This is a genomic window from Halobacillus sp. H74, assembly GCF_052246715.1.
In the GTDB taxonomy this organism is placed as follows: Bacteria; Bacillota; Bacilli; order Bacillales; family Halobacillaceae; genus Halobacillus; species Halobacillus litoralis_A.
Window position 1 is genome coordinate 459,765 of the sequence record NZ_JBQQCI010000003.1, and the last position, 24,123, is coordinate 483,887.

The 24,123-nt window shown below is 42.0% G+C and carries 30 protein-coding genes and 1 pseudogene; 19 read left to right on the plus strand and 12 right to left on the minus strand.

Annotated features, from left to right (window positions below):
- The first annotated feature begins 6 nt into the window (after positions 1-6).
- From ACTWPX_RS08610 to ACTWPX_RS08670, 13 genes and pseudogenes are all read left to right on the plus strand, one after another.
- Positions 7-468, plus strand: a complete 462-nt coding sequence (locus ACTWPX_RS08610) for a DinB family protein (RefSeq protein WP_443119371.1) — start codon at positions 7-9, stop codon at positions 466-468.
- A gap of 410 nt (positions 469-878) precedes the next feature.
- The gene (locus ACTWPX_RS08615; RefSeq protein WP_443119372.1) at positions 879-2,090 is read left to right on the plus strand and encodes an acyl-CoA dehydrogenase family protein; all 1,212 of its coding nucleotides are present in this window, start codon (positions 879-881) and stop codon (positions 2,088-2,090) included.
- A gap of 4 nt (positions 2,091-2,094) precedes the next feature.
- On the plus strand, positions 2,095-2,874 hold the full coding sequence (locus tag ACTWPX_RS08620; RefSeq protein WP_443119373.1) for an SDR family oxidoreductase: 780 nt from the start codon (positions 2,095-2,097) through the stop codon (positions 2,872-2,874).
- 31 nt (positions 2,875-2,905) lie between these two features.
- Positions 2,906-3,472: a TetR/AcrR family transcriptional regulator gene (locus tag ACTWPX_RS08625; RefSeq protein WP_443119374.1), complete on the plus strand. Its 567-nt coding sequence runs from the start codon at positions 2,906-2,908 to the stop codon at positions 3,470-3,472.
- 1 nt (position 3,473) lies between these two features.
- Positions 3,474-4,346, plus strand: coding sequence for a 3-hydroxyacyl-CoA dehydrogenase family protein (locus ACTWPX_RS08630; RefSeq protein ID WP_443119375.1), 873 nt, complete (start codon positions 3,474-3,476; stop codon positions 4,344-4,346).
- Positions 4,347-4,358: 12 nt separating this feature from the next.
- Complete coding sequence (locus ACTWPX_RS08635) at positions 4,359-4,757, plus strand: acyl-CoA thioesterase (protein ID WP_443119376.1); 399 nt, start codon at positions 4,359-4,361, stop codon at positions 4,755-4,757.
- 12 nt (positions 4,758-4,769) lie between these two features.
- The gene (locus ACTWPX_RS08640; RefSeq protein ID WP_443119377.1) at positions 4,770-5,831 is read left to right on the plus strand and encodes a phosphotransferase family protein; all 1,062 of its coding nucleotides are present in this window, start codon (positions 4,770-4,772) and stop codon (positions 5,829-5,831) included.
- Positions 5,806-6,570, plus strand: a pseudogene (locus ACTWPX_RS08645) (2-phosphosulfolactate phosphatase). The gene ACTWPX_RS08640 and the pseudogene ACTWPX_RS08645 overlap by 26 nt, the downstream one beginning before the upstream one ends.
- Entirely contained in the window at positions 6,557-8,329 is a 1,773-nt protein-coding gene (locus ACTWPX_RS08650; RefSeq protein ID WP_443119378.1) for an acyl-CoA dehydrogenase family protein, read from the plus strand. The pseudogene ACTWPX_RS08645 and the gene ACTWPX_RS08650 overlap by 14 nt, the downstream one beginning before the upstream one ends.
- A gap of 15 nt (positions 8,330-8,344) precedes the next feature.
- Complete coding sequence (locus tag ACTWPX_RS08655) at positions 8,345-9,133, plus strand: enoyl-CoA hydratase/isomerase family protein (RefSeq protein WP_443119379.1); 789 nt, start codon at positions 8,345-8,347, stop codon at positions 9,131-9,133.
- A 10-nt stretch (positions 9,134-9,143) separates the two neighbouring features.
- Positions 9,144-10,118 carry a quinone oxidoreductase family protein gene (locus tag ACTWPX_RS08660; RefSeq protein WP_443119380.1) on the plus strand — a complete coding sequence of 325 codons (975 nt, stop codon included), beginning with the start codon at positions 9,144-9,146 and terminating at the stop codon, positions 10,116-10,118.
- A 164-nt stretch (positions 10,119-10,282) separates the two neighbouring features.
- On the plus strand, positions 10,283-10,831 hold the full coding sequence (locus ACTWPX_RS08665) for a GNAT family N-acetyltransferase (RefSeq protein WP_443119381.1): 549 nt from the start codon (positions 10,283-10,285) through the stop codon (positions 10,829-10,831).
- 186 nt (positions 10,832-11,017) lie between these two features.
- Positions 11,018-11,140, plus strand: coding sequence for a hypothetical protein (locus ACTWPX_RS08670; protein ID WP_443119382.1), 123 nt, complete (start codon positions 11,018-11,020; stop codon positions 11,138-11,140).
- Between the two features lie 41 nt (positions 11,141-11,181).
- Here the strand turns inward: ACTWPX_RS08670 and ACTWPX_RS08675 are convergent, their stop codons facing one another.
- From ACTWPX_RS08675 to pxpB, 4 genes are read right to left on the minus strand one after another with little or no spacing between them, the layout of a single operon-like run.
- Positions 11,182-11,844 carry an O-methyltransferase gene (locus tag ACTWPX_RS08675; RefSeq protein WP_443119383.1) on the minus strand — a complete coding sequence of 221 codons (663 nt, stop codon included), beginning with the start codon at positions 11,842-11,844 and terminating at the stop codon, positions 11,182-11,184.
- Between the two features lie 50 nt (positions 11,845-11,894).
- Complete coding sequence (locus ACTWPX_RS08680) at positions 11,895-12,668, minus strand: LamB/YcsF family protein (RefSeq protein WP_443119384.1); 774 nt, start codon at positions 12,666-12,668, stop codon at positions 11,895-11,897.
- 12 nt (positions 12,669-12,680) lie between these two features.
- Complete coding sequence (locus tag ACTWPX_RS08685) at positions 12,681-13,679, minus strand: biotin-dependent carboxyltransferase family protein (protein WP_443119385.1); 999 nt, start codon at positions 13,677-13,679, stop codon at positions 12,681-12,683.
- The gene (pxpB, locus tag ACTWPX_RS08690) at positions 13,676-14,392 is read right to left on the minus strand and encodes a 5-oxoprolinase subunit PxpB (RefSeq protein WP_443119386.1); all 717 of its coding nucleotides are present in this window, start codon (positions 14,390-14,392) and stop codon (positions 13,676-13,678) included. Before pxpB ends, ACTWPX_RS08685 begins: the two co-directional genes overlap by 4 nt.
- 208 nt (positions 14,393-14,600) lie before the next feature.
- Between pxpB and ACTWPX_RS08695 the strand changes: the two genes are divergently transcribed.
- The 3 genes from ACTWPX_RS08695 to ACTWPX_RS08705 all read left to right on the plus strand — a co-directional run bounded on the left by ACTWPX_RS08695 (position 14,601) and on the right by ACTWPX_RS08705 (position 15,827).
- Entirely contained in the window at positions 14,601-15,068 is a 468-nt protein-coding gene (locus ACTWPX_RS08695) for a DUF2188 domain-containing protein (RefSeq protein WP_443119387.1), read from the plus strand.
- 53 nt (positions 15,069-15,121) lie between these two features.
- The gene (locus ACTWPX_RS08700) at positions 15,122-15,340 is read left to right on the plus strand and encodes a DUF2188 domain-containing protein (protein WP_443119388.1); all 219 of its coding nucleotides are present in this window, start codon (positions 15,122-15,124) and stop codon (positions 15,338-15,340) included.
- 292 nt (positions 15,341-15,632) lie between these two features.
- Positions 15,633-15,827: a YwbE family protein gene (locus ACTWPX_RS08705; protein ID WP_128524142.1), complete on the plus strand. Its 195-nt coding sequence runs from the start codon at positions 15,633-15,635 to the stop codon at positions 15,825-15,827.
- A 39-nt stretch (positions 15,828-15,866) separates the two neighbouring features.
- Here ACTWPX_RS08705 and ACTWPX_RS08710 read toward each other — a convergent pair whose 3' ends face one another.
- The 4 genes from ACTWPX_RS08710 to ACTWPX_RS08725 form a co-directional block, all read right to left on the minus strand.
- Positions 15,867-16,265, minus strand: a complete 399-nt coding sequence (locus tag ACTWPX_RS08710; protein WP_443119389.1) for a hypothetical protein — start codon at positions 16,263-16,265, stop codon at positions 15,867-15,869.
- Positions 16,266-16,695: 430 nt separating this feature from the next.
- Positions 16,696-17,691: an acrylyl-CoA reductase family protein gene (locus ACTWPX_RS08715; RefSeq protein ID WP_443119390.1), complete on the minus strand. Its 996-nt coding sequence runs from the start codon at positions 17,689-17,691 to the stop codon at positions 16,696-16,698.
- Positions 17,692-17,706: 15 nt separating this feature from the next.
- Complete coding sequence (locus ACTWPX_RS08720; RefSeq protein WP_128524137.1) at positions 17,707-17,898, minus strand: hypothetical protein; 192 nt, start codon at positions 17,896-17,898, stop codon at positions 17,707-17,709.
- A 127-nt stretch (positions 17,899-18,025) separates the two neighbouring features.
- Positions 18,026-18,664 carry a hypothetical protein gene (locus ACTWPX_RS08725; RefSeq protein ID WP_443119391.1) on the minus strand — a complete coding sequence of 213 codons (639 nt, stop codon included), beginning with the start codon at positions 18,662-18,664 and terminating at the stop codon, positions 18,026-18,028.
- A gap of 393 nt (positions 18,665-19,057) precedes the next feature.
- Here ACTWPX_RS08725 and ACTWPX_RS08730 point away from each other — a divergent pair, with 393 nt between their 5' ends.
- Positions 19,058-19,555, plus strand: coding sequence for a M15 family metallopeptidase (locus tag ACTWPX_RS08730; protein WP_443119520.1), 498 nt, complete (start codon positions 19,058-19,060; stop codon positions 19,553-19,555).
- A 37-nt stretch (positions 19,556-19,592) separates the two neighbouring features.
- Here ACTWPX_RS08730 and ACTWPX_RS08735 read toward each other — a convergent pair whose 3' ends face one another.
- The 4 genes from ACTWPX_RS08735 to mreBH form a co-directional block, all read right to left on the minus strand.
- Positions 19,593-20,513, minus strand: a complete 921-nt coding sequence (locus ACTWPX_RS08735; protein WP_443119392.1) for a ketopantoate reductase family protein — start codon at positions 20,511-20,513, stop codon at positions 19,593-19,595.
- A 24-nt stretch (positions 20,514-20,537) separates the two neighbouring features.
- Entirely contained in the window at positions 20,538-20,906 is a 369-nt protein-coding gene (locus ACTWPX_RS08740; protein ID WP_443119393.1) for a DUF1428 family protein, read from the minus strand.
- Between the two features lie 47 nt (positions 20,907-20,953).
- Positions 20,954-21,259, minus strand: coding sequence for a hypothetical protein (locus tag ACTWPX_RS08745; RefSeq protein WP_128524130.1), 306 nt, complete (start codon positions 21,257-21,259; stop codon positions 20,954-20,956).
- A 267-nt stretch (positions 21,260-21,526) separates the two neighbouring features.
- Positions 21,527-22,534: a rod-share determining protein MreBH gene (gene mreBH, locus ACTWPX_RS08750; RefSeq protein WP_443119394.1), complete on the minus strand. Its 1,008-nt coding sequence runs from the start codon at positions 22,532-22,534 to the stop codon at positions 21,527-21,529.
- Between the two features lie 165 nt (positions 22,535-22,699).
- Here mreBH and ACTWPX_RS08755 point away from each other — a divergent pair, with 165 nt between their 5' ends.
- Both ACTWPX_RS08755 and ACTWPX_RS08760 read left to right on the plus strand, forming a co-directional pair.
- The gene (locus ACTWPX_RS08755) at positions 22,700-23,443 is read left to right on the plus strand and encodes a YkgJ family cysteine cluster protein (RefSeq protein WP_443119395.1); all 744 of its coding nucleotides are present in this window, start codon (positions 22,700-22,702) and stop codon (positions 23,441-23,443) included.
- Positions 23,433-24,068, plus strand: a complete 636-nt coding sequence (locus ACTWPX_RS08760) for an MOSC domain-containing protein (protein ID WP_443119396.1) — start codon at positions 23,433-23,435, stop codon at positions 24,066-24,068. The genes ACTWPX_RS08755 and ACTWPX_RS08760 overlap by 11 nt, the downstream gene beginning before the upstream one ends.
- The last annotated feature ends 55 nt before the right edge of the window (positions 24,069-24,123 follow it).

The window sequence follows — 24,123 nt, forward strand, 5'->3', positions numbered from 1 at the left end:
GTTAATATGGGCGTTAGGGAAATCCTGCTAGAACAACTTCAGTCCGTATATGATGAAAACAATTGGTTTGTCTGTTTTAATGTGGCTGTTAAAGAGTTGACAGAGGCAGAAGCATCAGGGAAAAAAGAGGATCATCCATACTCCATCGCTGAGCTTGTCCATCATTTATATTTCTATAACGAAAGGTACTTGAATCGGTTCTGTGGAAAGGAAGTGCCTGAACTTCCCCGGCATTACAATACCTTTCAAAACCACGATCAAATCTCCTGGAACAGAAGGGTTTCAGCATTTCAAATGGTCATGAGTCAATTTAGGGCGGAGATTAAAACATGCAGTGATGAGAAGCTGGAAATTTGGAGTGAAACGCTTTCCCATCTATTCAATCATAACGCTTATCATATCGGCCAAATTGTTAACCTTCGTAAACAGAGCGGTTGGTGGGGAACAAATCCTGTAGTAAAAGGATAAAATGACCTTCTTTTGTGGGTCTTTTTTTATGTGAAATATTAATTTTGACCAAGCTCTATCCTTAGTAACGGGAACCTTAAAATATTTCGAAGCAGAGCATTCAAGATAAGAGAGCAATATTGAAAAGTTGAAAAGTGAGGGAATAGAAAAATAGACGGGTGGTATAAGGGCAATTGCCAACCCACTTTCACTTCATATACATATCTTATTATACCTACAGCTTTTCTTGTAGGTTCATGGATTACCACACCATGAAAATTTTCTCTACGATAGATGCCGGAATACACTGGCATCTTTTTTAATTCGAAAAATGAGTATCCATTCATTTATGTTGAATTTTCAGAATAGTAGGTATAAAATGGAAGCATACTAACCGGTTGGTATGTTTGGGAGGAAAGGAGGAAGATGAAATGAATTTCGATTACACAGAAAAAGTAAAAAACTATCAAGATAAGCTGAAGGAATTCATGGAAGAATGGGTTTATCCTAACGAGTCTATTTACGAAGACCAATTAAAGTCACAGAAAAGTCGTTGGGATGGAACACTGCCGATCATGGAAGAAATGAAGGCTAAGGCTAAAGAACAAGGACTATGGAATTTATTTTTACCGCATGATACATATGGCGCAGGATTGAGCAACCTTGAATATGCTCCTTTGTGTGAAATGATGGGACGATCTTTAATTGGACCTGAGGTTTTCAATTGCAACGCTCCAGACACTGGCAATATGGAGGTTTTAGCCCGTTATGGAAGCGAAGAACAGAAGGACACATGGTTAAAGCCGCTTTTACAAGGGAAAATACGTTCTTGTTTTTCCATGACAGAACCAGAAGTGGCTTCCTCGGATGCTGCGAACATCGAGGCGCGGATTACAAGGGACGGGGATGAGTACGTCATCAATGGGAGGAAGTGGTGGTCCTCCGGAGCAGGTGACTCTCGTTGCAAGGTAGCTATTTTTATGGGGAAAACGAATCCGAATGCGCAAAGACATGAGCAACAATCTATGATTCTAGTACCACTGGACACTAAAGGGGTACATATCCGCCGCATGCTGCCGGTGTTCGGATATGATCATGCTCCACATGGTCACGCGGAGATAGACTTTGTTAATGTGCGCGTACCAAAAGAGAATATCATATGGGGAGAAGGAAAAGGATTCGCAATCGCTCAAGGAAGACTTGGGCCAGGTCGCATCCATCATTGTATGCGGTTGATCGGAGCAGCTGAGCGAGCACTTGAAGATTTATGTAAGCGTGTACAAACTCGTGTAGCCTTTCATCGTTCTCTGGCTGAACAAGGGGTGGTAAGGGAATGGATAGCTGATTCAAGAGTTGATCTGGAGCAAGCGCGACTATTAACGCTGAAAGCTGCTTATATGATGGATACTGTCGGAAATAAACAAGCAAAAACAGAAATAGCTATGATTAAAGTTGTCGCCCCTAATATGGCCTTACGTGTCATCGATCGTGCTATTCAAGCACATGGAGCAGCGGGAGTCAGTGAAGATTTCACGTTGGCTGCCCAATGGGCGAATTCACGGACCTTACGCCTTGCTGATGGTCCTGATGAAGTCCACCGCCGCCAAATAGCTAAACTGGAGTTATCAAAATACAAGGAGTGAGACCATGCATGTAAAGGAACTTTTTGATTTGACGGGAAAGACCGCTCTTGTGACTGGTGGAGGAAGGGGACTTGGTGAACAAATTGTTGAAGGATTAGCAGAAGCAGGTGCGAACATTATCGTCTGTTCACGAAAGAAGGAAGCCTGTGAACAAGTAGCCCTTCGCTTGGAAAGTGATTTAGGGGTACAGACGTTAGCCCTCGCCTGTGACATCACAAAGCCAGAAGATGTTGAACAGGTGGTTCAAGAGAGTGTGGATCGATTCGGTACAATAGATGTTCTTGTCAACAATAGTGGAGCCACCTGGGGTGCGCCCACCCTTGATATGCCTTTAGAGGCTTTTCAGAAAGTGATGAATGTAAATGTAACAGGGACGTTCTTAATGTCTCAAAAGGTCGGCGAAGTAATGCTTAAACAGAAGTCAGGTAAAATCATTAATATCGCCTCAGTCGCTGGACTGGGTGGAGCAGATCCGCGTTTTATGCAAACGGTCGGCTATAATGCAAGCAAGGGGGCTGTCATCACTTTCACCAAAGATCTTGCTGTCAAGTGGGGAGAAAGCAACATCCAGGTAAATGCTTTGGCACCTGGTTTCTTCCCCACGAAAATGTCCAAAGGCGTTCTTGAACAAGGCGGCGATTTCATTTTGGACCGGACTCCATTAGGACGTTTCGGATCTGAGCAAGATTTGAAAGGTGCGGCGCTTTTCCTGGCTTGTAAAGCTTCTGACTATGTGACGGGTGATGTTCTGGTCGTAGATGGAGGCATGCACGCCTCTTGTTAATAAAAAGAATACTAACGATGGGACGATGAGTATGAAGGAACAAATGATGAAAACGAGCATTGAACTATTCGGCAACAAAGGATTTCGTTCCACGTCTATTCAAGACATCGTCGAGGCAAATGGAGCTACAAAAGGAACGTTCTATTATTATTTTAAAAATAAAGAAGATGTACTTGTACAGATCCATGAATCGTTTATCGATCACTTGTTAAATGGACAAGAACAAATAATGCAAAACAAGCAAAGTACAAACCACGAGAAGCTCTATCAAATTGTTGAAACACTGATTAGGAATATTCGTTCAAAAGGGAATAGTGCAATGGTTTTTTTCCGTGAAATGAGACATCTCAGTGACGAAAAAACAGCTGCTATTCTCCCTAAAAGGCAATTGTTCCAGGAAAATATACAAAAGGTAATTGAAGACGGCATCCACATGAATGAATTCCGTAAAGACCTTAGGGCGGATATGCTGTCTTACGCTGTTCTTGGAATTGCGAATTGGAGCTACTTTTGGTACGAGCCGGATGGTGATGTGAAAGAGAATGAGCTGACAGACATTTATATGTCTATGATTTTTAAAGGAATTGAGGGGGAGTAGCATGACAATAACCAAATTGACAGTGGTTGGAGCGGGAAGTATGGGGCATCAAATCGCTATGCTGGGGGCTTTGGCAGGCTATGATACAAACTTGCAGGATATAAGTCAGGAGTCATTGGATACAGCTCGTGAAAAGTTGACAACCATCATGGGGAAATGGGTGGAAAAGAAAAAAATAACGAGTGAACAACGCCAGCATGCTTTTGAACGACTTCATTTCATCTCTGACCTAAGAGAAGCTGCCGCAGATGCCGATATCGTCATAGAAGCCGTCATCGAGAAACTGGAAGTGAAGCGGGAAGTATTTGCTCAATTGGATGAAATAGTACCTTTTCATACGGTGCTGGCTACCAATTCATCAACGATCGTCAGTTCCTTGATTTCCGATGCAACTTCGAGACCGGAGAAAATTTGCAATATGCACTTTTTCTTTCCGCCATTAGTAATGGATTGTGTGGAAGTGGTCAAGGGTGAACACACCTCTGAGGAGACAGCATCATTGGCTATGGAAATTTGTGAACAGATGAACCGCACTGCTGTATTATTGCAAAAGGAAATTTCAGGGTTCGTAGCTAACCGTATCCTATTCGCTATCCAAAAAGAAGCGATGAGTTTATACGAAGGTGGATATGCAGACTATGAAGATATCGATAAGATAGTCAAAAAAGCATTGAATCACCCAATCGGACCTTTTGAATTAATGGATTTATCAGGAATTGATGTCGGTTATTATGTAATGCAGCAACAATATGAAGAGACTGGTGATCCAAAGGACAAGCCCTCTCGAACCTTAGCAAACAAAATGAAAGCGGGAGAGCTCGGTCGCAAAACAGGCAAAGGTTTTTATACTTATGATGCTAAGGTGAAAAGTTGAGGAGGAAGGACCATGCATGAACATGAGGTAAAAATCCGTTTTTGTGAAACGGATTTATTAGGACACGTCAATAACAATAATTTTTTTATTTATATGGAAGATTCCCGTATTCGTTTCTTCGATGACTTAGAGCTTGTAGGAGATAACTGGAATTTCATTCTCGCTTCTACAAAGTGCGATTTTATCAAACAGGTATATTTCAGCCAAACACTTGTCATTCAAAGCCATGTGACTAAGGTAGGAAATTCGAGCTTTCACTTGATACAGGAAATGTTTGAGAAAGAATCCGGCAAGCTTGTGGCTAAGGGGAAAAGTGTAATCGTTCAATTCGATTTCGAGAAACAGCAAAGCCACCCCCTTTCAGAGAAGATGAAGGAAACGTTAGCGTCCTATCAATTGGCAGCCAATTAAGGGAGGTTTGAAATGGTCTACACAAATGATACGAAGCCGGTCCGTGCGGGGGAAGAGTTGGATGCAAGTAAGATCGCTTCTTTTTTAAGAGAGACAATGGATGTACCAAAAGGAGAAATGGATGTACGTCAGTTCGGAGCCGGCCATTCCAACTTGACCTATGAACTATCGGTCGGAAAGAAATGGAAGGTTGTACTCCGGAGACCGCCGATGGGGCCAGTGGCTCCGAAAGCTCATGACATGGAGAGAGAGTACAAAATACTAAACTCCTTGCACCCGGTCTTTCCGTTGGCACCGAAGCCTTTTCTGTATGAGTCCGGTAATCTGATAGGGCGACCATTCTTTGTTATGGAAAGAAGGGAAGGGCTTGTGTTTGATCAAGAATTTCCTGATGGAGTAGCAGCAACTGCCGAGTTAGGTGAAAGCTTATCAGAAACAATGGTCGATCGTTTAGTGGAGCTTCATGCAATTGACTATAAAGAAACCGGTTTGCGGGAAATGGTTAAGCCTGAAGGATTCATGGAACGTCAATTTCATGGGTGGATGAAACGCTATGATCGAGCACGGACGGATGATGTCGTATCTGGTGAACGATTGAAGAAATGGCTCCTGGATCATATACCGAATTCGCCCGAATCATCAATTATCCATTACGATTACAAGTTGAATAATGCGATGTTCAGTAAAGAAAACCCATCTCAGATGGTCGGCTTATTTGATTGGGAAATGACGACGGTGGGGGATCCGTTAGCTGATGTAGGCGCTGCAATGAGCTATTGGATACAACCGGAGGACCCTGAGCTTTTGAAGACAGGACTCGGTAAGCCCCCCGTTACAGTACAAGGTGGATTTTTCAAGAGGGATGAATTTCTCCAACGATATGCAGAAAAGAGTGGACGTGATTTAAGTGAAATCCACGTATATATGACGTTCGCGTATTTTAAGTTGGCTGGCATTATTCAACAAATCTATTACCGGTATAAGCAAGGACAGACAGAAGATCCCCGTTTTGCAGGGATGAATGTGTTTGTTAATAATTTGATCGAACATGCCGAAGAAACGGCAGGTCTCTAATTATGGGGGATGTTCAAGTCATCTTCAAAAAGAGGATATTCGACCTGAAGACTTGCTGGGGAAAACGGTGGTCGTATTTGATGTGCTATTCGCTACCTCAACGATTACAGCTGCTATAGCTGATGGGGCTGCTTCAGTCATACCAGTTCACAACCCTGAAGAAGCAAGAATAATAGCGAAGGAATCAGCGGACTCTTTCATCTTGGCTGGAGAAGATCAGGGGAAAAGGATTGAAGGGTTTTATCCGCCGTTACGAACGCACTTGAGCCCGGTCATTAAGGATAAGCACTTAATTCTGACCACTACAAACGGCACTGTTGCTTTACATCAATCAAGAAAGGCTTCTAACTTATATGCTTCATCATTATTGAACAATCCTGCAATGGCTGATCACCTATTGCAGTTTCACAAAGACGATTCCATCATTTTAATTTGTTCTGGGTCTAATAGTCGATATACGATGGAAGATTTTATGGAATCGGAAGTTTAGTGAGTCATATGCGAGGGGGGGGAAGAATGGAATTTATCCGATGCAGCTATAACCGCCCTTCTTTTTTATAAAGGGAATAAAGATGCAGCTCACCTTCTGCAAAATTCACGAATTGGGAAAATGTTGATGAGCGCAGGGCTGGATCAGAAAGAAATTGACTTCGCTGCACAGGAAGGTTTGTTCAACAGCATACTTATTTATGACTCAGTTAAGGGTCAAATCAAGGAGGGAAAGCATGCAAGCAATTAAACAAAAAATTCGTGGAGGAGAATTTTTGACCACTGATATATCTGTTGAATGTATTTTCACGCCTGAGGACCGAAGTGAAGAACACAAAATGATTGCTGACACAGCTCGACAATTTATTTCCCGGGAAATCCACCCTAACAGGAAGAAAATCGAGGGAGGTGACTTCGAGTTTGTTGCTCGTAAAATGCGGCAGGCGGGTGAACTAGGGCTGCTAAGTCACAGCATTCCTGAAACTTTTGGAGGCCTCGGGCTGGATAAAGTCAGTAAGGGAATCGTTGGAGAAGCTTTAGGTAATGCGAGTGGTTATAGTGTTGCTCATTCAAATCACACGTGTATCGCTACTCTTCCGATTACATATTTCGGAACAGAGGGACAAAAACAAAAATATCTGCCTAAACTAGCTTCCGGAGAATACATTGGTGCTTATTGTCTGACAGAGCCAGATGCTGGTTCAGATGCATTATCAGCAAAAACTACAGCTGTTTTGAATGAAAGTCAGTCTCATTATTTTCTGAATGGCACAAAAATCTATATCACTAATGCTGCTTTTGCTGATACATTCATCGTTTATGCAAAAGTTGATGGAGAGCATTTTACAGCATTTATCGTGGAAAAAGATTTCCCCGGCGTTACTATTGGCCCGGAAGAAAATAAAATGGGTATCAAAGGTTCATCCACATGCTCGGTCATTATGGAGGATTGTGAGGTTCCTGTAGAAAATCTACTGGGAGAAGTAGGTAAGGGGCATCGTATTGCTTTGAATGTTCTTAACCTTGGAAGATTCAATTTGGGTTTCGCTACCACAGGAGCCGCGAAGTATTGCTTTCAATTAGCTCTTGAACATACGAAGGAACGTAAGCAATTTGGAAGAAGCATATCAAAGTTTAATGCCAGTAAAGAAAAATTCGCTCTCATGGGTGCCCACCTATACGCAGCTGAATCCCTCCTTTACCGAACGGCCGGCCACATTGAGGCAGAATTAGGAGCTCATTATCAAACATCAGACAAGTCGGCAACCGCCAAGGCTATGAATGAACACAAGCTGGAATCAGCCATTTGTAAAGTCGTGGGATCAGAAATCCTTGATTTAATTGTTGACGAAGCTCTACAACTTCACGGTGGTGCCGGGTTTATTAAAGAGTATCCGATTGAACAAGCTTATCGTGATTCAAGGATCAATCGTATTTTTGAAGGGACCAATGAAATTAATCGCCTTCTCATTCCTGGTGCGTTCTTTCAAAAAGCCGGTCAAGGAGAACTTGATGTTCAATCATTAATGGAAAAAGCAGAGTATTCTTTGAAAAATGCTGAATTCAAAGAACGTGGGAATCACTGGATGGATAAGCTTGAGGAGCCAGTGTCAGTGTTTAAAGATTTGTACTTGGTAACCGCTGGTGCCGCCTATCGCACTTATGGGAAATCTATACAAAATGAACAAGAAACGTTGATGAAACTTGCGGATATTGCCATTCACATTTATCGTGCGGAGTCCGCCGTTCTGCGTACAAAAAAAGCTTTTCAAAAGGAAAGTAAGTACGACTTGAAGAAAAGGCTGACCCAGACGGTGATTGAACAATCCGCTTTAGTAGTTCATCAAGCGACTACTGGCTTACTTTCCTCTTTGCTCCAAGGAGAAGAAAGGGTAAAGACTTTGAGAAATGTTTCTGCACTCTTAAGTGAATACCAAATGGAGAATAGCTTGAAACGAAATCGTGATATTGCGGAAAAAATGTTAGAAGCAGGCCAATATGTATCTTAAAAGGGGAGAATACTTATGAAACTGGGAAACGAGCATTTGAATGTTTCTATTAATGGACCCGTCATGTCTTGTATGTTGAATCGGCCAGATTCCTTAAATGCTTTTTCAGATGATATGATCATAGGTTTACAGGAAGCTATCAAGGTAGCATCTGAAAATGATGAAGTGAAGGTAGTTGTCCTCTCAGGTGCCGGGCGGGCATTTTCAGCAGGCGGTGATGTGAAAAATATGGGGGAAAAAGTTACAGCAAATCATTTATATGAACACGTGGGCGAATTGAATCGTTTGGTATTAATGCTCAAAGATATTCCTAAGCCCGTGATTGCGGTCGTTCATGGATATGCCGCTGGCGCAGGTTTCAATTTAGCTCTTGCCTGTGACCAAATCATTGCAGGAGAAGAGAGTAAGTTCGTACTGAGTTTTGCCCAGGTAGGGCTAGTGGCAGATGGCGGTGGCCACTACTTTTTATCAAAACTGTTAGGCCCTTATCGAGCTAAAGAGTTGTTATTCCGGGGAGAACCGATACCGGTTGAAACAGCTGTGGAGTGGGGCTTGGTCAATCGGGTTTTACCATTAGAAGACTTGGAGGAGGGAGCGATGAATTATGCACTTCGTCTTGCGAAAGGACCAGGTCGCGCACTTGGCATGATGAAAAAAATTGTTGATCAAGCAGACAAATCAGACCTGGCTACAATCCTTGAGCAAGAACGGGTGACTCAAGCGATGATGGTATCAACTGAAGATCATAGAGAAGGAGTCCAGGCTTTTAAGGAAAAACGAAAACCAAATTTTATTGGAAAATAGGAGGGAAATGATGAAAGCTATTCAATTTAAGGAATATGGGAATCCATCGGTTTTAGAAAGGGTAGAAATGGAACTTCCGGAAATCTATGAAGGAGAAGTACTTTTGAGAGTGACAGCGATTGGCGTGAACTACGCAGACACAGCGAGGCGTGAAGGTGCTTATGTAATACCTACGCCTCTTCCTTTCATACCTGGGGCAGAAGTGGCTGGTGTGGTAGAGGAAGTAGGAGAAGGTACGAACCGTTTTAAAAAAGGGGACCGTGTAGTGACTCTGATTGGATCGGGTGGCTATGCTGAGTATGTCACGACCAAAGAAAGCTCTTTAATTCCTCTGCCAGATGGTGTAAATGATGAGACAGCCGTTGCATTGCCCCTTCAAGGACTGACAGCATACCATTTATTAACAACGATGGGGAGGCTTGAAAAAGGGGAGACGGTCCTTGTCCATGCTGCAGCCGGAGGTGTAGGGTCCCTTGCTGTTCAACTAGCCAAACAATTCGGGGCAGGGAATGTGATTGCGACCGCAAGTTCTGAAGAAAAACTACAGTTAGCAAAGGAGCTAGGAGCAGACCATACAGTTAATTATACAAGTGAACATTGGGGCGATGAGGTTATGAAAATAACTGATGGAAAAGGTGTTGATATTGCCCTGGAAATGGCGGGTGGCGACATATTTCATGAAACTGTCAAATGCATGCGTGCCTTTGGTCGAGTTGTCGTATATGGGGTAGCTAGTGGGAACCAGGCAGAGATGTACCCATCAGGTTTGATGAATCGTAACTTATCGGTGATCGGTTTCTTTTTACCGCAAATTATGAGAAAGCCTGTCTTGTTTGAAAAAAGTTTGGATCACCTGTTGAAGATGGTCAATACTGGTGAATTGAAGTTAACCATCGGAGGGGTCTATAAATTAGAGGAAGCTGCTCATGTTCATGAAATGATGCAAAATAGAAAAACAAAAGGTAAACTGGTTTTGAAACCTTAACTTTTCCCTATTCATAGTTTGGGTGAATCTATATGTGAATACCACAAAAGGGGACAGCTCATCTGAACAAGCGCTGTGTGAATCATGGACAGCGCTTGTTCAATTAAGGAGTAAAATTTCAGTTATCGAACGAAATGCAGATGTTAATGGAGGAGGAGTATGGGATGTTTGTACATAAGGTAGATGAAGATCTTTCACTGAAATTAATAGATTATCAAGATGCAGAGGAGCTTTATAACCTTTCGGATCGATCAAGGGATCATTTACGCACATGGCTTCCATGGATCAATTTCACCCATTCGCCTGACGATACGAAAAAATTCATTCAAGCGAGCTTACAACGATATGCAGACAACGATGGACTCACGGTGTGCATTTTATATCATGGCAAAATTGCAGGTGTAGTAGATTTTCTGGAATTTGATTGGGGAAACAAAAATACGAGTGTAGGTTATTGGATGGGGGCGGATTACAAGGGAAAAGGATTGCTCACAAGATCTTGTCGTACACTTTTTGGTTATGCTTTTCAAGATATGGGACTCAATCGTATTGAAATACGGGCAGCAGAAGAGAATATCAAGAGTCGGGGGATACCTGAACGCTTAGGCTTTGTGCAAGAGGGTGTCGTTCGTCAAGCTGCTCTCTTGTATGATGAGTACACCGACCATGTCGTGTATGGAATGCTTGCTGAAGAATGGAATAGCAATCGATAATACAAAAGCTTACTAGGTTAAGGAGACTATTGAAGAACTGCCATTTTTAGTGTTATACATCAAACGAAGGAGCCGAGTTGAACGATAAAATCGTCCAACTCGGCTCCTTTCAATGGACAAGAAAAACAGTGATTTTCTTTGTCTCTTTTTCAGATGGGCCACTGTTGATTCCACGAGGAGCGTTCGGTGGTGACGCCTGCGGGAACAGCGCGAGCCGAAGATCCACTTGGTCAAGTGATCTTCTTGACCGAGTTAGCTGAGGCCGTGCCCGCGGTAAGCACCCACCGTCAAGCAATTCGTGAGAAGTAACCACAAACTTTAATTGTAGACCGACAATGGGAAAGGATTCTTTATTTTACGATAGCTAGGACGAACCCATCATAACCTTTACTTCCCACAGTTTGGAACGCGGTAGAGTCCATTCGCGAGTCATTTTTCAGCATTTCGAACATTTCACGAATTCCCTGAATGCTGGAATCTTCACTTTGGGCTTCTAATATATCGCCATTCCTTACGACATTATCAATGATGAGAGTCGTTCCAGATTGAGACCGTTTTAAAACTTCATTTACGTAAGGAGGATTGTTATTTTTATCTGCATCGATAAAAATAAAGTCGAAAGGTACGTTCATTTCTAGTGTAGGGAGCGTATCTAAAGCTGGCCCGACGATGATCTCGATTTTTTCTTCGACTCCAGCTTTTTTCATATTCGCTGCTGCTATCTCTGCATGTTTAGGATTGAATTCAAGTGTCGTCATCTTTCCATCCTCAGGTAAAGCTTTTGCCATCCAAATACTGCTGTAACCGCCGAGGGTGCCAATCTCCAAGATGTTTTTTGCACCTTTCATCTTCACTAAGAGGTGAAGGAGCTTTCCTTGAGTAGGTGATACATCAATGGATGGAAGTCCTGCTTCTTTATTTGCTTCCAAAACCTCTTCCATTATAGTTCCTTCAGGAAAGAGGTGGTCCAGGAAGTACTGATCCACATTTGTCCACATATCTTGAGAATTCACTTTATCCTCTCCTTACACGTATTATTTGCGAAAAGGTGTTCAAACAGCTTTCAACGAGTGGAAAACTCACCTATGGGTTGTAATTGGATACCGGCACCTCTTAGGGTTTGACTTATATAATTGGCAAATTCGACAGCACGACTTCCATCACCATGGATACATATAGTTTGAACATCAATATCCACATCAACTTTTTGAAGGGAATGGACTTTGTTTTCTTTGACCATACGTATGACTTGGTTCACTGCTTGCTCATGGTCTGTGATTAATGCGTCGGGCTTCCTCCTTGAAGTGAGTGTTCCATCCTGTTGATATGTTCGGTCTGAGAACACTTCATTTGCTGTTCTCAGACCGTATTTTTGCCCCGCTCGGACAAGTTCACTTCTGGATAGTCCAAACAAAACGAGGTTACGATCGACGTCGTACACAGCTCTAGCTATTGCATCAGCCAATGATGGTTTGTTTGCTGCCATATTGTATAAACCTCCATGCGGTTTTACGTGCTGTAATTGACCTCCTTCTGCATCGACAAAGCCTTTGAGGGCACCAATTTGATAAACGACCATGTCATAAGCTTCTTCTGGGGTGATGTCCATAGGTCTGCGGCCGAATCCCGCCAAATCAGGAAGTCCTGGGTGCGCCCCAATACCTACTTTATGCTCAATAGACATGCGGACAGTTTTTTTCATGATCGAGGGGTCGCCCGCATGGAAACCGCAAGCGATATTGACGGAGGTAACGTACTTCAATATTTCTTCATCACGTCCGATTTTATAAGCACCGAAGCTCTCCCCCATATCGCAGTTCAAATCAACGCTGTACATATTTGTGCCTCCTTAGTGATGTTTTGAATGTATTCCACGTTTTAGTTGGCGCAACTGATTTTCCCTTTTGAGATACAAATGCTGGGCTTCTGCGTGACTGATGTGTCGAAAAGTCATATTTTCTCCAGGTTTCATTTGAGCAATTCTTGGTAAATCTACTGAAGCAACTTGCCCGATCTTAGGATAGCCACCTGTGGTCTGACGGTCAGCCAATAGGATAATAGGGTTCCCTTCTGGAGGGACTTGAACTGTACCGAACGTAACAGCTTCTGAAACGATTTCTTTTTTTTCTTTTAAAGATAGCGTTGTTCCTTTTAAACGATACCCCATTCGATCAGACTTAGGATCGATTTTGAATGTATTTTTCATGAAGTTATTTTGGCTCGCATCATCGAACAATTCAAATTCCCGGCCACGCATAATACGTATGGGCTCGTTCGTCTTAGTGTAGCTAGTAATTTCAGGCGCTACAAACCAAGGTGCTTCGATAAAAGAATCTTTTCTAATTTTAGATGATAGAGATTGGAAGATGCCGGATAAATCTGTGTCCGGATATACAGGGATCTCATCTCCTTTCTCAAGCATTCTGCCCTGGAAACCACCAACTGCAGCGCGCATATATGTGGAAGCACTATTCATGACTCTAGGAACATCAAAACCACCAGCTATAGCTAAATAAGCACGGAAGCCTTGCTTAGGCTGTCCGAATCGTAACTCGCTCCCTTTTCTGACATAGATTAATTTCCACATGTTCACGTGTTCACCATCAATCATTGGGGAAAGTTCTCCCCCACATATAGAAATCAATGTATCCTCTTGAAATTCAATGACTGGACCCATCAGGGTGATTTCCAATGTTGGTGTATTAGACGCATTATTAACAAGGAAGTTTGCGATGCGGTGTGCTACGGAATCCATGACTCCCGATGCGATTATTCCATGTTTTTGATAGCCATATCGTCCAAGATCCTGAATGGAAGTCAGAAGTCCGGATTTTAAAATGCGAATCATCGTTCATCCTCCTTCATTGACTTGTATTCATCTTCTGAAATACGAGTGAACTTGATATGGTCACCCGCTTGCAGTAGGGAAGGAGGGGCTTGCTCGGCTTGAAAGAGTCTCAGTGGTGTGCGTCCGATCAGTTGCCACCCTCCAGGAGTTTCGATTGGGTAGACTCCTGTTTGAGACCCGGCAATCCCTACAGAGCCAGCTGGGATTGCTAATCTGGGGTCATCTCTGCGTGGGGCAGCAATTTTTTCATCCATCCCGCCAATGTAGGGAAAGCCTGGAGCAAAGCCAATCATATAAACCAAATAATCCCCGGCCATATGGGTTTTTATTACCTCTTCTTCACTCATTTTGTTGTGAGCAGCTACAAACGAGAGGTCTGGTCCCAAGTCTCCACCATAACTGACAGGGATTTCAATCGTTCGGTCTGTCTGATTGCGATCAATTGTATTCTTGGATAACAACTCTTCTACCTGCTGCTGCGCCCATTCGTAGGGGAGGGGAGTTTCTCCACCGACCTGGTGGCTTATGTACAGTGGATCATAAATGATTGTCACTGTCGTAAATGCTGGAATATATTCAATCATCCATTCAGGACTGCTGGCATCAAGGTGGGCAGAAAACTTTCTTACTTCTTTATTTGTTTCCTTATTAATGGAGCTTCCAAATTCAACAAGGATCGCCTGATCCCCGAATGGTTGGACATTTATTGACATGGAAAGACCTCCTAAATATGTTTGATGATTTCCGCTATTGAAAGTGAAAGAGATTTACATAAATATAAGAAAAATCTGACTGTTTTCATCCTATCCTATTTAATAAGACCTTTCAATCTGGACTTCGTCGTAGGTGGGTAAATAAATTGTTTATCAACGTCAGGATGCGGTAATTATATATCTATAAACAAAAAAGGAGGACGACCTAATGCCTTGGGATACGGAAAATTATCCAAGTTCACTCAAAAACTTAAATACTCCAACAAAGAAAAAAGCCATTGATATCGCTAACGCAATGATTGATGAAGGGTATGACGAAAACCGGGCAATCCCTATTGCCACAACACAAGCAAAAGAATGGTACGACAATGCCGGAAAAGAAGAAATCAATCAAGTGAAACAGATGAGCGATCAAGCTTTGAAGGGCAGAGATGAAGAGGACGAACAGTATGAGAATAGACCAGAGTTGTTAGATAAGGGTGAACACGTCATTTCACATGAAGATGGATGGGCCGTTAAAGCAGAAGACGCGAAAAAACCATCTAGTGTATTTGAAAAGAAAGAAGATGCAGTTAAAAGGGCGAAAGAAATAGCTGAAAACAAAGGGACGCAAGCCATTATTCACAAAGAAAATGGCAGTATTCAAGAAAAAAAGTCATATGAAAGTAAATCTTAGGTTTACAAAATTTTCAAGACGGATATATAGCATATAAATCAACTTAAGGAGGAATGAAATTGGCTGACACAAGTAATCAGGCCGAACATGTTGTTTCACATGAAGATGGGTGGGCTGTAAAAGCTGAGGGTGCTGAACAACCTACGAAAGTTTATGATAATAAACAGGATGCCATCAACCGCGCGAAAGAAATTGCTCAAAATAAGGGTACCTCAGCAGTTATACACACAAAAGAAGGTTCCATTCAAAATCAATATAATTATTCAGATTAATAGTGATGAATGAAAAAAGCACCTGGTGAAGGTGCTTTTTTATGATTCCGGCAGTTATAAAATACTGACTTTCGAGTCCAGTGCTGCATAAATCACTTCCAATCCCGGCACTTAGACTTTCGAGGTCTTTGGCCCACGGGGCGTTTTTAGCCGAACTCAATCTGCTTTGACAAAAAAGTTTGCTTAACCCTGGGGAAGTATGACAAGGTTACTTGTGGTTTAGTTTTGGGACGAATACGAGGATGGATATGGTAAAATAGCTGAGTAATGCTTATATTTTGGAGGGATCCTAATGGATGGACAGACACGAAGTAATATTAATATTGGAGCAGAAGTGGATATTGTACTGAAAAAAGATCAGAGAAGTGGTGCATTGACTCGTGGGAAAGTGAAGGATATTTTAACAAAGTCTCCGAATCATCCTCATGGCATCAAAGTACGACTGGAAGATGGTCAGGTCGGCAGGGTTAAACAAATTCATCCTTGAACAAAAAAATAGCCCCCGTGCGTGCAGGAGGGCTATTTTTTAATCTTTATTTCTCTCATTTATGAAATGATGATAGGGAAGTTCAATGGTGAAAAATGCACCATCCTCATCCTCTGTAGCTTCTAAAATCGTGTAATAAGTACCGAAAATCTGCTCCATCGCATAATCACCATTTTTATAGGGCTCACGGTCAAGGGAGAATCCCGAACTTAACAAGGTATGGCGGTCTTCTTCAGTAAAACGGCTAATCTCATTGAGTAGGACCATCGGCCGTATGAGAGTATCTCCAGCTTGTTCTTCTATGATGTCGTAATCAATCTCTACATTTACAAGGCCCCGAGCTTCCCCGAGCATATCAGTGACAAACTCCTTGAACTCAGAGAGATCCATGAGAAAGCGGACATCTTCCGGATCAATACGTCCTATGTACTGTGACATGAAATGACCTCCTTCATAGCTTCTAAAGTTTATATTACCATGAAAGCAAGCGTCTTAAACCTATAAGAATTGGAAAAAGCGAGTCAGACCGTCGTCTCACTCGCTTTTGTATATGTTTCGGAAAATATCAAGTTATTTTTTCTTGTTATCTACAAGTTCATTTGAATTAAAAATCCATGTGCCGCGGTTCATTAATTCTACATGGTAGTTTTTTGTCAACTTAAACGACGCAATCCCTACCTCTATCGCATCCTTACAGCTCCGAAGCTGATCCAGTGTGATTAAGTTGTATCAAAACGTAGCAGAATGCCAGTCTCATACAAATCACTCTTTTCTTTTCCGAGTTACCTTCTTCTGAAGGCACTATCTAATAGTATAGTTTAAATATTCTTGTATGTCAACATATGGCCTCTTATAAAGACTATCACTATCAATGATCCATTTTTACAATTGAACGTCCGCGAGTTTGCCCTTGTAGAATCTGTTCAAGCGTGTCCTGTACATCGGAAAGGGAATGCACGACTTTAATACGGTTGAAAGATTCTTTGACTTTCAGATCATTAGCCATCCGGTGCCAAACTTTCTTTCTCGTATCCATTGGACAGAAAACAGAGTCGATACCTAAGAGACTGATACCCCGTAAAATGAAAGGGTAAACTTGAGTAGGAATTTCTGTTCCTCCAGTCAATCCGCTGACTGCTGCTCCTCCATTATATTTCAGTTGGCCAAGCAAAGAAGCTAGCTGTTCACCACCGACTGGATCGACAGCGGCTGCCCAGCGCTGGCTGCCAATAGGTTTGAGTTTTCCATCATAAACCTCTTCACGTGAGATCACTTTTGATGCGCCCAAATCTTTTAAGTATTCTTTGTGCTCAAAGCTGCCTGTACTTGCTTCTACTTCATAACCGCGTTTCGCTAACATAGCGACTGCCATGCTGCCTACACCACCCGTAGCACCTGTGACCAACACAGGCCCGTCATCAGTGGACAAGCCATTTTGTTCTAAACAGTGGACGGACAGGGCTGCAGTGAATCCTGCCGTACCGTAAATCATCGCTTCTTCCAACGTGATCCCTTCGGGTAATGGGACAATCCAATCGGCGGGAATATTTGCATATTCACTGAATCCACCATGATGGTTAACGCCGATTTCATAACTGGTAGCAATCACCCGATCACCTTCTTTGAATCGTTGATCGGATGATTTAACGACTTCCCCAGCGAGGTCGATACCCGGGATAATCGGATAGTCTTTAACCAATGCATTGTCTGGTTGGGAGACTATACCATCTTTGAAATTAATGCTGGAAAAACGGACACGAATCAATACTTCGCTGGAAGGAAGGTCACTTAAGGAGAGCGTCTGAATCTCTCCTTGGACCCCTCCATCGGTTTGGTCGATTTTAAATGCTTGAAATTTTGTCATAATTCCACCTCACAATTAAGGTCTTAAATCTTCGTTATATTTTTCTTCAGAAGAGGAATCGTTCTTTGATTTCCTTCCTTTTTTTTGTTCGCGCTCTTCTTTTTTAACATCTTCATCTGGAATTTCATCTGTCAATTGTTCTTTCTTCAATTTTTCTTGGAAGCTTTGGTCATTCTCCGCTACTTTGTTTCGTTTTTTATCAGCCAACTCTTTCACCTCCAACGAATAAAGTTTCTTGAGTACATTTCCTTTTTTTCTATGAATTTAAACGTAGGGAGTGGTAAATAAAGTAAATATAAATATAATCATCCGCCATATGGATACGGACGGATGATTACTTATTATCTATGAATCTGTTTTTAAAAGATTTAACTAATGAAGAATGGAGAAGATAGTCAAAGACTGTGCTGAGGATCAAACCATGCATAATTACCCCTAATATTGTAAAGATGACGATGATTATATGGCCCATGAAGGTTTCAGGCTCAAAACCTGAACGTCCGAAAAAGGTGAGAGAAAGTACAGCACTCCACCAAGCATCACTATATGAATCCAGTTCGTTTTCAATGAGATTCAACGGGATGATCAATAAGAATATGAGAATGAACGTCACACCAGTTACCATAGTAAGGTGTTGTCTTTTTAGAAAACGGATAAAAGGCATGGTGTAATATTTGGTGATGGATTTCAATCTTAGCAGATGAAGGATGCGAGCAAACCTTGCAAACTGGAAGATCGCATCAAGGGGGATGGCTGCGATCACGATGAATGGATGCTTTTTAATGAATCCCCATTTGCTCTCGCTTTTGAAAAGACGGTAAAGAAAGTCCAAGAAAAAAATGCTCCATGTTGTCCAGACGATGACACTATTGTATCCTGTCTGCTGCCAAATGGTAGCTACAGATAAGGCGGCGAGAAAAATCATGATTATTTCATAGAATGTTCTCCCGGGTTTTCTATTTAATAATTTCATAATTTTTCTCCCTTCCTCTGAATTTGTCGAATTCACCTTATTATATCATTCGAACTAGTAAAGGGCACGGCGTCTCAATCCAACTGTAAACAAAGCAGCCTGAATCTTGAAGTGGCGTGTCGTTATTTAATTCAATTTAATAGTGTCTTAGTGAAAGTAAACAATTTATAATTTATACCCTGAATTAACGCACTATCAGTCAATGAAATTATCTCGAAACATTAAATAAGCGTATTGAATGAATTAAATTATTTAGATATGGGACGAGCTGTGATATTCTCAAATTAATCACTTCAAGAAAGGGTTGTCTTTGTGAGAATCCTAAACAGTCTAATGGCTTTGTTTTTTTGTTTCGGTATTATCCTTGTTTTATTTTTATTTTTGCTGCCTCAAATGAAACAGGAAATGCCTCAAGGCCTTTTTTATAAAGAAGAAGTACCTCTCCCGAGCCGTTTGCACCCTGAAGTAGAACAGAAAAAAGACGAGTTGGTAGCGAGAGCTCAAGAAAAAGGAATCGATATTATCATCACTGAAGGCCATCGGACAAAGGAAAGGCAAAATAACCTTTATGAACAAGGACGTTCCAAAGAGGGGAGTATTGTCACTCATGCGAAAGGCGGAGAGTCTTATCATAATTACGGGCTGGCAATTGATTTTGCCCTTAAGACGGATGATGGGGAGGTCGTATGGGATACAGGACGTGACGATAATGGAAATGGCCGTTCCGATTGGATGGAAATTGTAGATGTTGCAAAAGAGTTAGGGTTTGATTGGGGCGGGGATTGGGAGAACTTTAAAGACTATCCTCACTTACAAATGGATTTTGGATTGTCGATCCGTGAACTGAAGTTTGGCAAGCGCCCGAATGTGGATGATTACGCTGATGAATAAGTAGTTAAGAAGGTGCTTCCAAAATGGAAGCACCTTCTTAATGTTCGTAAGCTTCAAAAGGTTTGATAATACCGAATATTGTTTCGATGTACGGCATAGAGAGGTCTACTTCACTGCCTAATCTCAATGCTCCTCCATGAAGGTGCTCGACTTCAAGAGGCATCCCCTTGGTACGATCCTGATGCATGGAAGACGTCATCCCATCATCTAATCCACGGAGTTTTTCGAAGGCATTTTGTACGTGTTCATCTGTAAGATCAATTTTATGAGCGTTTGCTAAGTCCTTCATCTCTTCAAGCATACGTTCTGCAATTCGGAATGTTTGCGGATAGCTCCTGACTTCACCGATCGTTTGATTAACAGCTGTCGTAATACCGGAAAAGGCTGTGATGAACATGTACTTTTTCCACATATCTTCTAAAATGTTCGGGCTGAGCGTTCCATTTAGGTTCGCTTGATTACAAGCAAGTGCGAGTTCTTCGCAAATCGCTTGTTGGGAAGGGTGGAGAGGGCCGAAAACAAGGTCATGGAAAGAACTTGTATGGAGGACATGGCCTACATCATCCAATGTAGCAATAATATAGGAAAGACCGCCGAGCACAGCTTCTTCACCAAGCTCTTGTTGCAAGGTATTGATGTGCTCCATTCCGTTCAATACAGGGTAAACTTTTGCCCCTTTCTTGACTAGTGTTTTCAGCCATTCAAGTGTTCCGGGAAGATGGTAGCCTTTAACAGCAAGGAAAACGAGATCAGGATTGTCAATTTCCTCAGGACTTTGAGCTATTTTAGGTTCAGACACTTTGTAGTCGCCCATCTCACTATGTAGGGTTAGACCGTTCTTTTCGATTTGCTTCGCTCGTCCTTCACGGACCAGGTTAATGACTTCATGGCCGGCTTCTTCCCAACGGGACCCAAAATAAGCCCCTAATGCCCCTGCTCCTAATACTACAATTTTCATTCGATGCACCTCCAAAAAAATTGATCAATTCGGCTGTGGCGTACGTTCGGTAGTAAATCTTGAAGTAATTACACGGTTCATTTCTACCAGCTCTTTGATATTTCCATCTAAGTAATGGATGATATCATCGGAACCTACGGACTTCATAACTTTGTAATAATGGGCTTCATCATTGAAGACAGACTGACCAAGTAATAACTCTTCATCCTCTTCCATTTCAACCAAATTCAAGATGCCCATGGACCCCTGTTTTCCAGTCAGCTCTTTCGAGTAGAGAATATTATGGTCTACAGCGCCATGTGACATCAAAACCTCGCCGGATTTTGATGTCACTTTTATGAATTCTTCTAAATTCCTTTGGTTAACTCTGAATATGCAAATGATTGTATACATCTTTTCCCTCCCCTGATACTTGATGATGCGATAGATGTTCGTGCTTCTTATGCTTTTTTTTCCACTCTTGTGGAGCGCCCAGCATCAATGAGGAGGATGATTGCCGTAATTGTGTGCATGATCCAACCCACAACGGGAATCGCTCCAATGGCGCTCGTAATCATACCAAGCACACTACCAACGTATGTGCGCTTATCTTTTACAGATACCACCAATGTTATGAGGTGGAAGACGAACATAAACAACAGAGCGGACCATCCGCTGCTGAATATAAATAATCCTCCAGCTAAAGGAATGGCTAAGAAAGCTTCACAGCCTCCAGTCAACCATTTTAATATTGTAGAAAATTTCATATGAAACGACTCCTTATTTCCAGTCTCTCTAGAATGTATTTCACTCTAAGAGATCTGGTGAAACATTTTATCAGTAAGTGTTGTACATTATCTACGTTACATGCTTCAATTCGACAGAAAGAAACACAAACCCTTTAAAATAGTGAAAAGACTTGAAAAAGAAAATGAAAAACCCCTTCATGAAAGATACTCATAAAGGGGGCAGGTTAATGGCTGAAGGATACTCGCATAAGTCAACTGTTTTGCGAGCCTCCCGGTGGGGATTTCTTACTTACTTGCTTTTTGCAGTTTTTGAATCATTTTCAATGACCGTCCTGTACCGATGGCAACGGATTCTAATGGGCTCGGCGCCATGTGGACGGGCACGGAAATTTCATTAGCTAACCAATCCTGCATGCCATTCAGGAGAGCGCCACCTCCGGTTAAAATAACACCATGGTCGACAATGTCTCCACTTAATTCCGGTGGGCATTCCTCAAGAGTCGCCCGGATAGTTTCAAGCAATTGCTCTAATGATTCTTTAAGAGCTCCTTGAACCTCTGTTGATTTCAATTCGATGGTTTTCGGAAGTCCTGTCACCATATCACGACCACGAACTTCCATAGTGGCTTCGGGGTGCTCGATCAAGGCATACCCGATTTCCATTTTAATGAGTTCGGCTGTACGCTCACCAATCAATACGTTGTAAGCTTTTCGGACATATTGAATGATTTCTTCATCCATCACATCACCACCAGTACGGATGGATTTACAGGATACAACACCGCCGAAGGAAATAATAGCAACCTCACTTGTACCTCCTCCGACATCGACGACAACGTTGGCGATCGGTTCATCAACAGGTAGATCAGCTCCGATAGCTGCGGCGATCGGTTCTTCAATCAAGTGGACATTTTTAGCACCATAACTTTTCACAGCATTGTGAATGGCGCGGCGTTCGACTGAAGTAGAACCTGAAGGCGTGCAAATCACAACGGTCGGTTTGCGCATAGAAATTCCGGATTTTTTGGAGACCTTCTTCAACAATTCTTTTAACATTTGGGCAGTCATGTCATAATCTGCGATGACTCCATCGCGTAACGGGCGGACAGGGATGATATTACGAGGAGTCTTTCCGACCATTTCTTTTGCTTCTTTTCCTACAGCCACTACACTTTTAGTTTCTGTGTTATAAGCTACAACGGATGGTTCGTTCAAAAGGATTCCCTTAGATTTTGAATAGATTAATATATTTGCAGTACCAAGATCGATACCGATTTCTGCATTAGATAACATTTAGGCGTACCTCCAAAGATGACAAATTCTCTTATATATCTTCTCATATGATAGGAGTTTTATGGGGGTTAAACAAGAGGAAATTCGTGGGGAAGTATTAAGGTGGTCTTAAGGCTTGTGACCCATGTATAATATAAATAATGATAGATGAAGGAGTTTTTCCTTATGAATTTTTTAAAACATAAAGAAATATTGAATAGATGTGAAAAAATCAATCAATCCTACGAAATTGACGAGCAATTCTTTGATGGTATCGTTGATGATCTTTTAGATAGTGAAATGGACACTGACACGGTTATCCTGCAAGGGTTCGAAAAATTATTGGCAGAAGTCGACCATGAAATTGAGCGTATGGAGGATTTCAGTTCTATGAAGCCGAATTGTTTTATGGGATGTGCTTTTTGTTGTTATTTTCCTATTGTCATGACTAAGATGGAAGCGAAAATGATGTTCCGATCCATTGAAAAGTTTTCGGATGAACGGAAAACGGCTATTTTTAATCACTGGGAGCAGTATTACGTTCAGCAAGAGGAAAAATTGACGAAAGCTTTTGCGATGGACCATGAAGCGCCAGAAACTAAATTGGAATATAAAAAACTGAATTTACCCTGCCCCATGCTTGATCCTGAGACTCAGCTTTGTATGGCTTATGAGGTGCGTCCTATTCCTTGTCGGACATATTTGAACTACAGTGATCCTCAAGTTTGTGCAGAAAACCATATGCCGGCTGAACCGTTCAGTTATGAGTTCCTTTACACTTTTTACTTTGGTGCAATCAATGAATTGGTTCAGGCCCTTTATGAAAACGGTGAAGAGGTATTCGTAGATTATCCGATGGATGCATGGACCTATGACTATCTTCCTTCATGGGTGAAAAAATGGAGAGAGGGGACGTTAAGTGAAGTATAAACTATTATCTTTGAATGTTGGGCGTCCAGAAACGTACGAAACAGATAAAGGTGAGTTGCAAAGTGCTTATAGGAAAACTCCAGTCGGTGATACCACTTACTTGACACACTTGAACTTCGAAGGTGATGAGCAGGCCGATAAAAAGCATCATGGGGGAAAGGATAAGGCGGTTTGTTTGTATCCTGCCCAACATTATCGCCATTGGGAAGAGCATTATGGCAAAAGTTTCTCTTTTCCTTCTTTTGGAGAGAATATCACAGTGGAAGGGATCAAAGAGGAGAACGTAAGGATTGGAGATATTTATTCACTGGGGGATGCTGTGCTGCAAGTTTCAGAACCAAGGAAACCATGCTATATCATTGCAAGGACGCATGGAATCGACGACTTTCCCGCAAGAGTGACAGAAAAGGGCTACACTGGATTTTATTTACGCGTTTTGAGAGAAGGAAATGTAACCCCTGGTGCCTATATGACATTAATTGAACAACATCCGGATGGAGTGACTGTTGAAGATGTCAACGAGGTGCGCTATCACGATCGCGATAATAAACGGAAAATTAAAGAGATAACCTCTGTAGACCCTCTATCCGAAAGCCTGAAGCAAGCCTTATTAAAGCTTTTATAAAGTTGGGTTTATTGCCGGTGGTGTATGAAAATAAACATAAATAAGGAGCGGTATT

Coding starts and splice junctions, on each gene's coding strand:
- ACTWPX_RS08745 (WP_128524130.1), bottom strand. CDS start 21,259: ATGAAATTTTCTACAATATTAAAATGGTTGACTGGAGGCTGTGAAGCT.
- ACTWPX_RS08755 (WP_443119395.1), top strand. CDS start 22,700: ATGAATTTTTTAAAACATAAAGAAATATTGAATAGATGTGAAAAAATC.
- ACTWPX_RS08680 (WP_443119384.1), bottom strand. CDS start 12,668: ATGTACAGCGTTGATTTGAACTGCGATATGGGGGAGAGCTTCGGTGCT.
- ACTWPX_RS08715 (WP_443119390.1), bottom strand. CDS start 17,691: ATGACAAAATTTCAAGCATTTAAAATCGACCAAACCGATGGAGGGGTC.
- ACTWPX_RS08700 (WP_443119388.1), top strand. CDS start 15,122: ATGAAATTGGCTGACACAAGTAATCAGGCCGAACATGTTGTTTCACAT.
- ACTWPX_RS08620 (WP_443119373.1), top strand. CDS start 2,095: ATGCATGTAAAGGAACTTTTTGATTTGACGGGAAAGACCGCTCTTGTG.
- ACTWPX_RS08705 (WP_128524142.1), top strand. CDS start 15,633: ATGGATGGACAGACACGAAGTAATATTAATATTGGAGCAGAAGTGGAT.
- pxpB (WP_443119386.1), bottom strand. CDS start 14,392: ATGTCAATAAATGTCCAACCATTCGGGGATCAGGCGATCCTTGTTGAA.
- ACTWPX_RS08665 (WP_443119381.1), top strand. CDS start 10,283: ATGTTTGTACATAAGGTAGATGAAGATCTTTCACTGAAATTAATAGAT.
- mreBH (WP_443119394.1), bottom strand. CDS start 22,534: ATGTTATCTAATGCAGAAATCGGTATCGATCTTGGTACTGCAAATATA.
- ACTWPX_RS08650 (WP_443119378.1), top strand. CDS start 6,557: ATGCAAGCAATTAAACAAAAAATTCGTGGAGGAGAATTTTTGACCACT.
- ACTWPX_RS08655 (WP_443119379.1), top strand. CDS start 8,345: ATGAAACTGGGAAACGAGCATTTGAATGTTTCTATTAATGGACCCGTC.
- ACTWPX_RS08615 (WP_443119372.1), top strand. CDS start 879: ATGAATTTCGATTACACAGAAAAAGTAAAAAACTATCAAGATAAGCTG.
- ACTWPX_RS08725 (WP_443119391.1), bottom strand. CDS start 18,664: ATGAAATTATTAAATAGAAAACCCGGGAGAACATTCTATGAAATAATC.
- ACTWPX_RS08685 (WP_443119385.1), bottom strand. CDS start 13,679: ATGATTCGCATTTTAAAATCCGGACTTCTGACTTCCATTCAGGATCTT.
- ACTWPX_RS08730 (WP_443119520.1), top strand. CDS start 19,058: ATGAAACAGGAAATGCCTCAAGGCCTTTTTTATAAAGAAGAAGTACCT.
- ACTWPX_RS08735 (WP_443119392.1), bottom strand. CDS start 20,513: ATGAAAATTGTAGTATTAGGAGCAGGGGCATTAGGGGCTTATTTTGGG.
- ACTWPX_RS08625 (WP_443119374.1), top strand. CDS start 2,906: ATGAAGGAACAAATGATGAAAACGAGCATTGAACTATTCGGCAACAAA.
- ACTWPX_RS08740 (WP_443119393.1), bottom strand. CDS start 20,906: ATGTATACAATCATTTGCATATTCAGAGTTAACCAAAGGAATTTAGAA.
- ACTWPX_RS08695 (WP_443119387.1), top strand. CDS start 14,601: ATGCCTTGGGATACGGAAAATTATCCAAGTTCACTCAAAAACTTAAAT.
- ACTWPX_RS08610 (WP_443119371.1), top strand. CDS start 7: ATGGGCGTTAGGGAAATCCTGCTAGAACAACTTCAGTCCGTATATGAT.
- ACTWPX_RS08660 (WP_443119380.1), top strand. CDS start 9,144: ATGAAAGCTATTCAATTTAAGGAATATGGGAATCCATCGGTTTTAGAA.
- ACTWPX_RS08635 (WP_443119376.1), top strand. CDS start 4,359: ATGCATGAACATGAGGTAAAAATCCGTTTTTGTGAAACGGATTTATTA.
- ACTWPX_RS08710 (WP_443119389.1), bottom strand. CDS start 16,265: ATGTCACAGTACATAGGACGTATTGATCCGGAAGATGTCCGCTTTCTC.
- ACTWPX_RS08640 (WP_443119377.1), top strand. CDS start 4,770: ATGGTCTACACAAATGATACGAAGCCGGTCCGTGCGGGGGAAGAGTTG.
- ACTWPX_RS08630 (WP_443119375.1), top strand. CDS start 3,474: ATGACAATAACCAAATTGACAGTGGTTGGAGCGGGAAGTATGGGGCAT.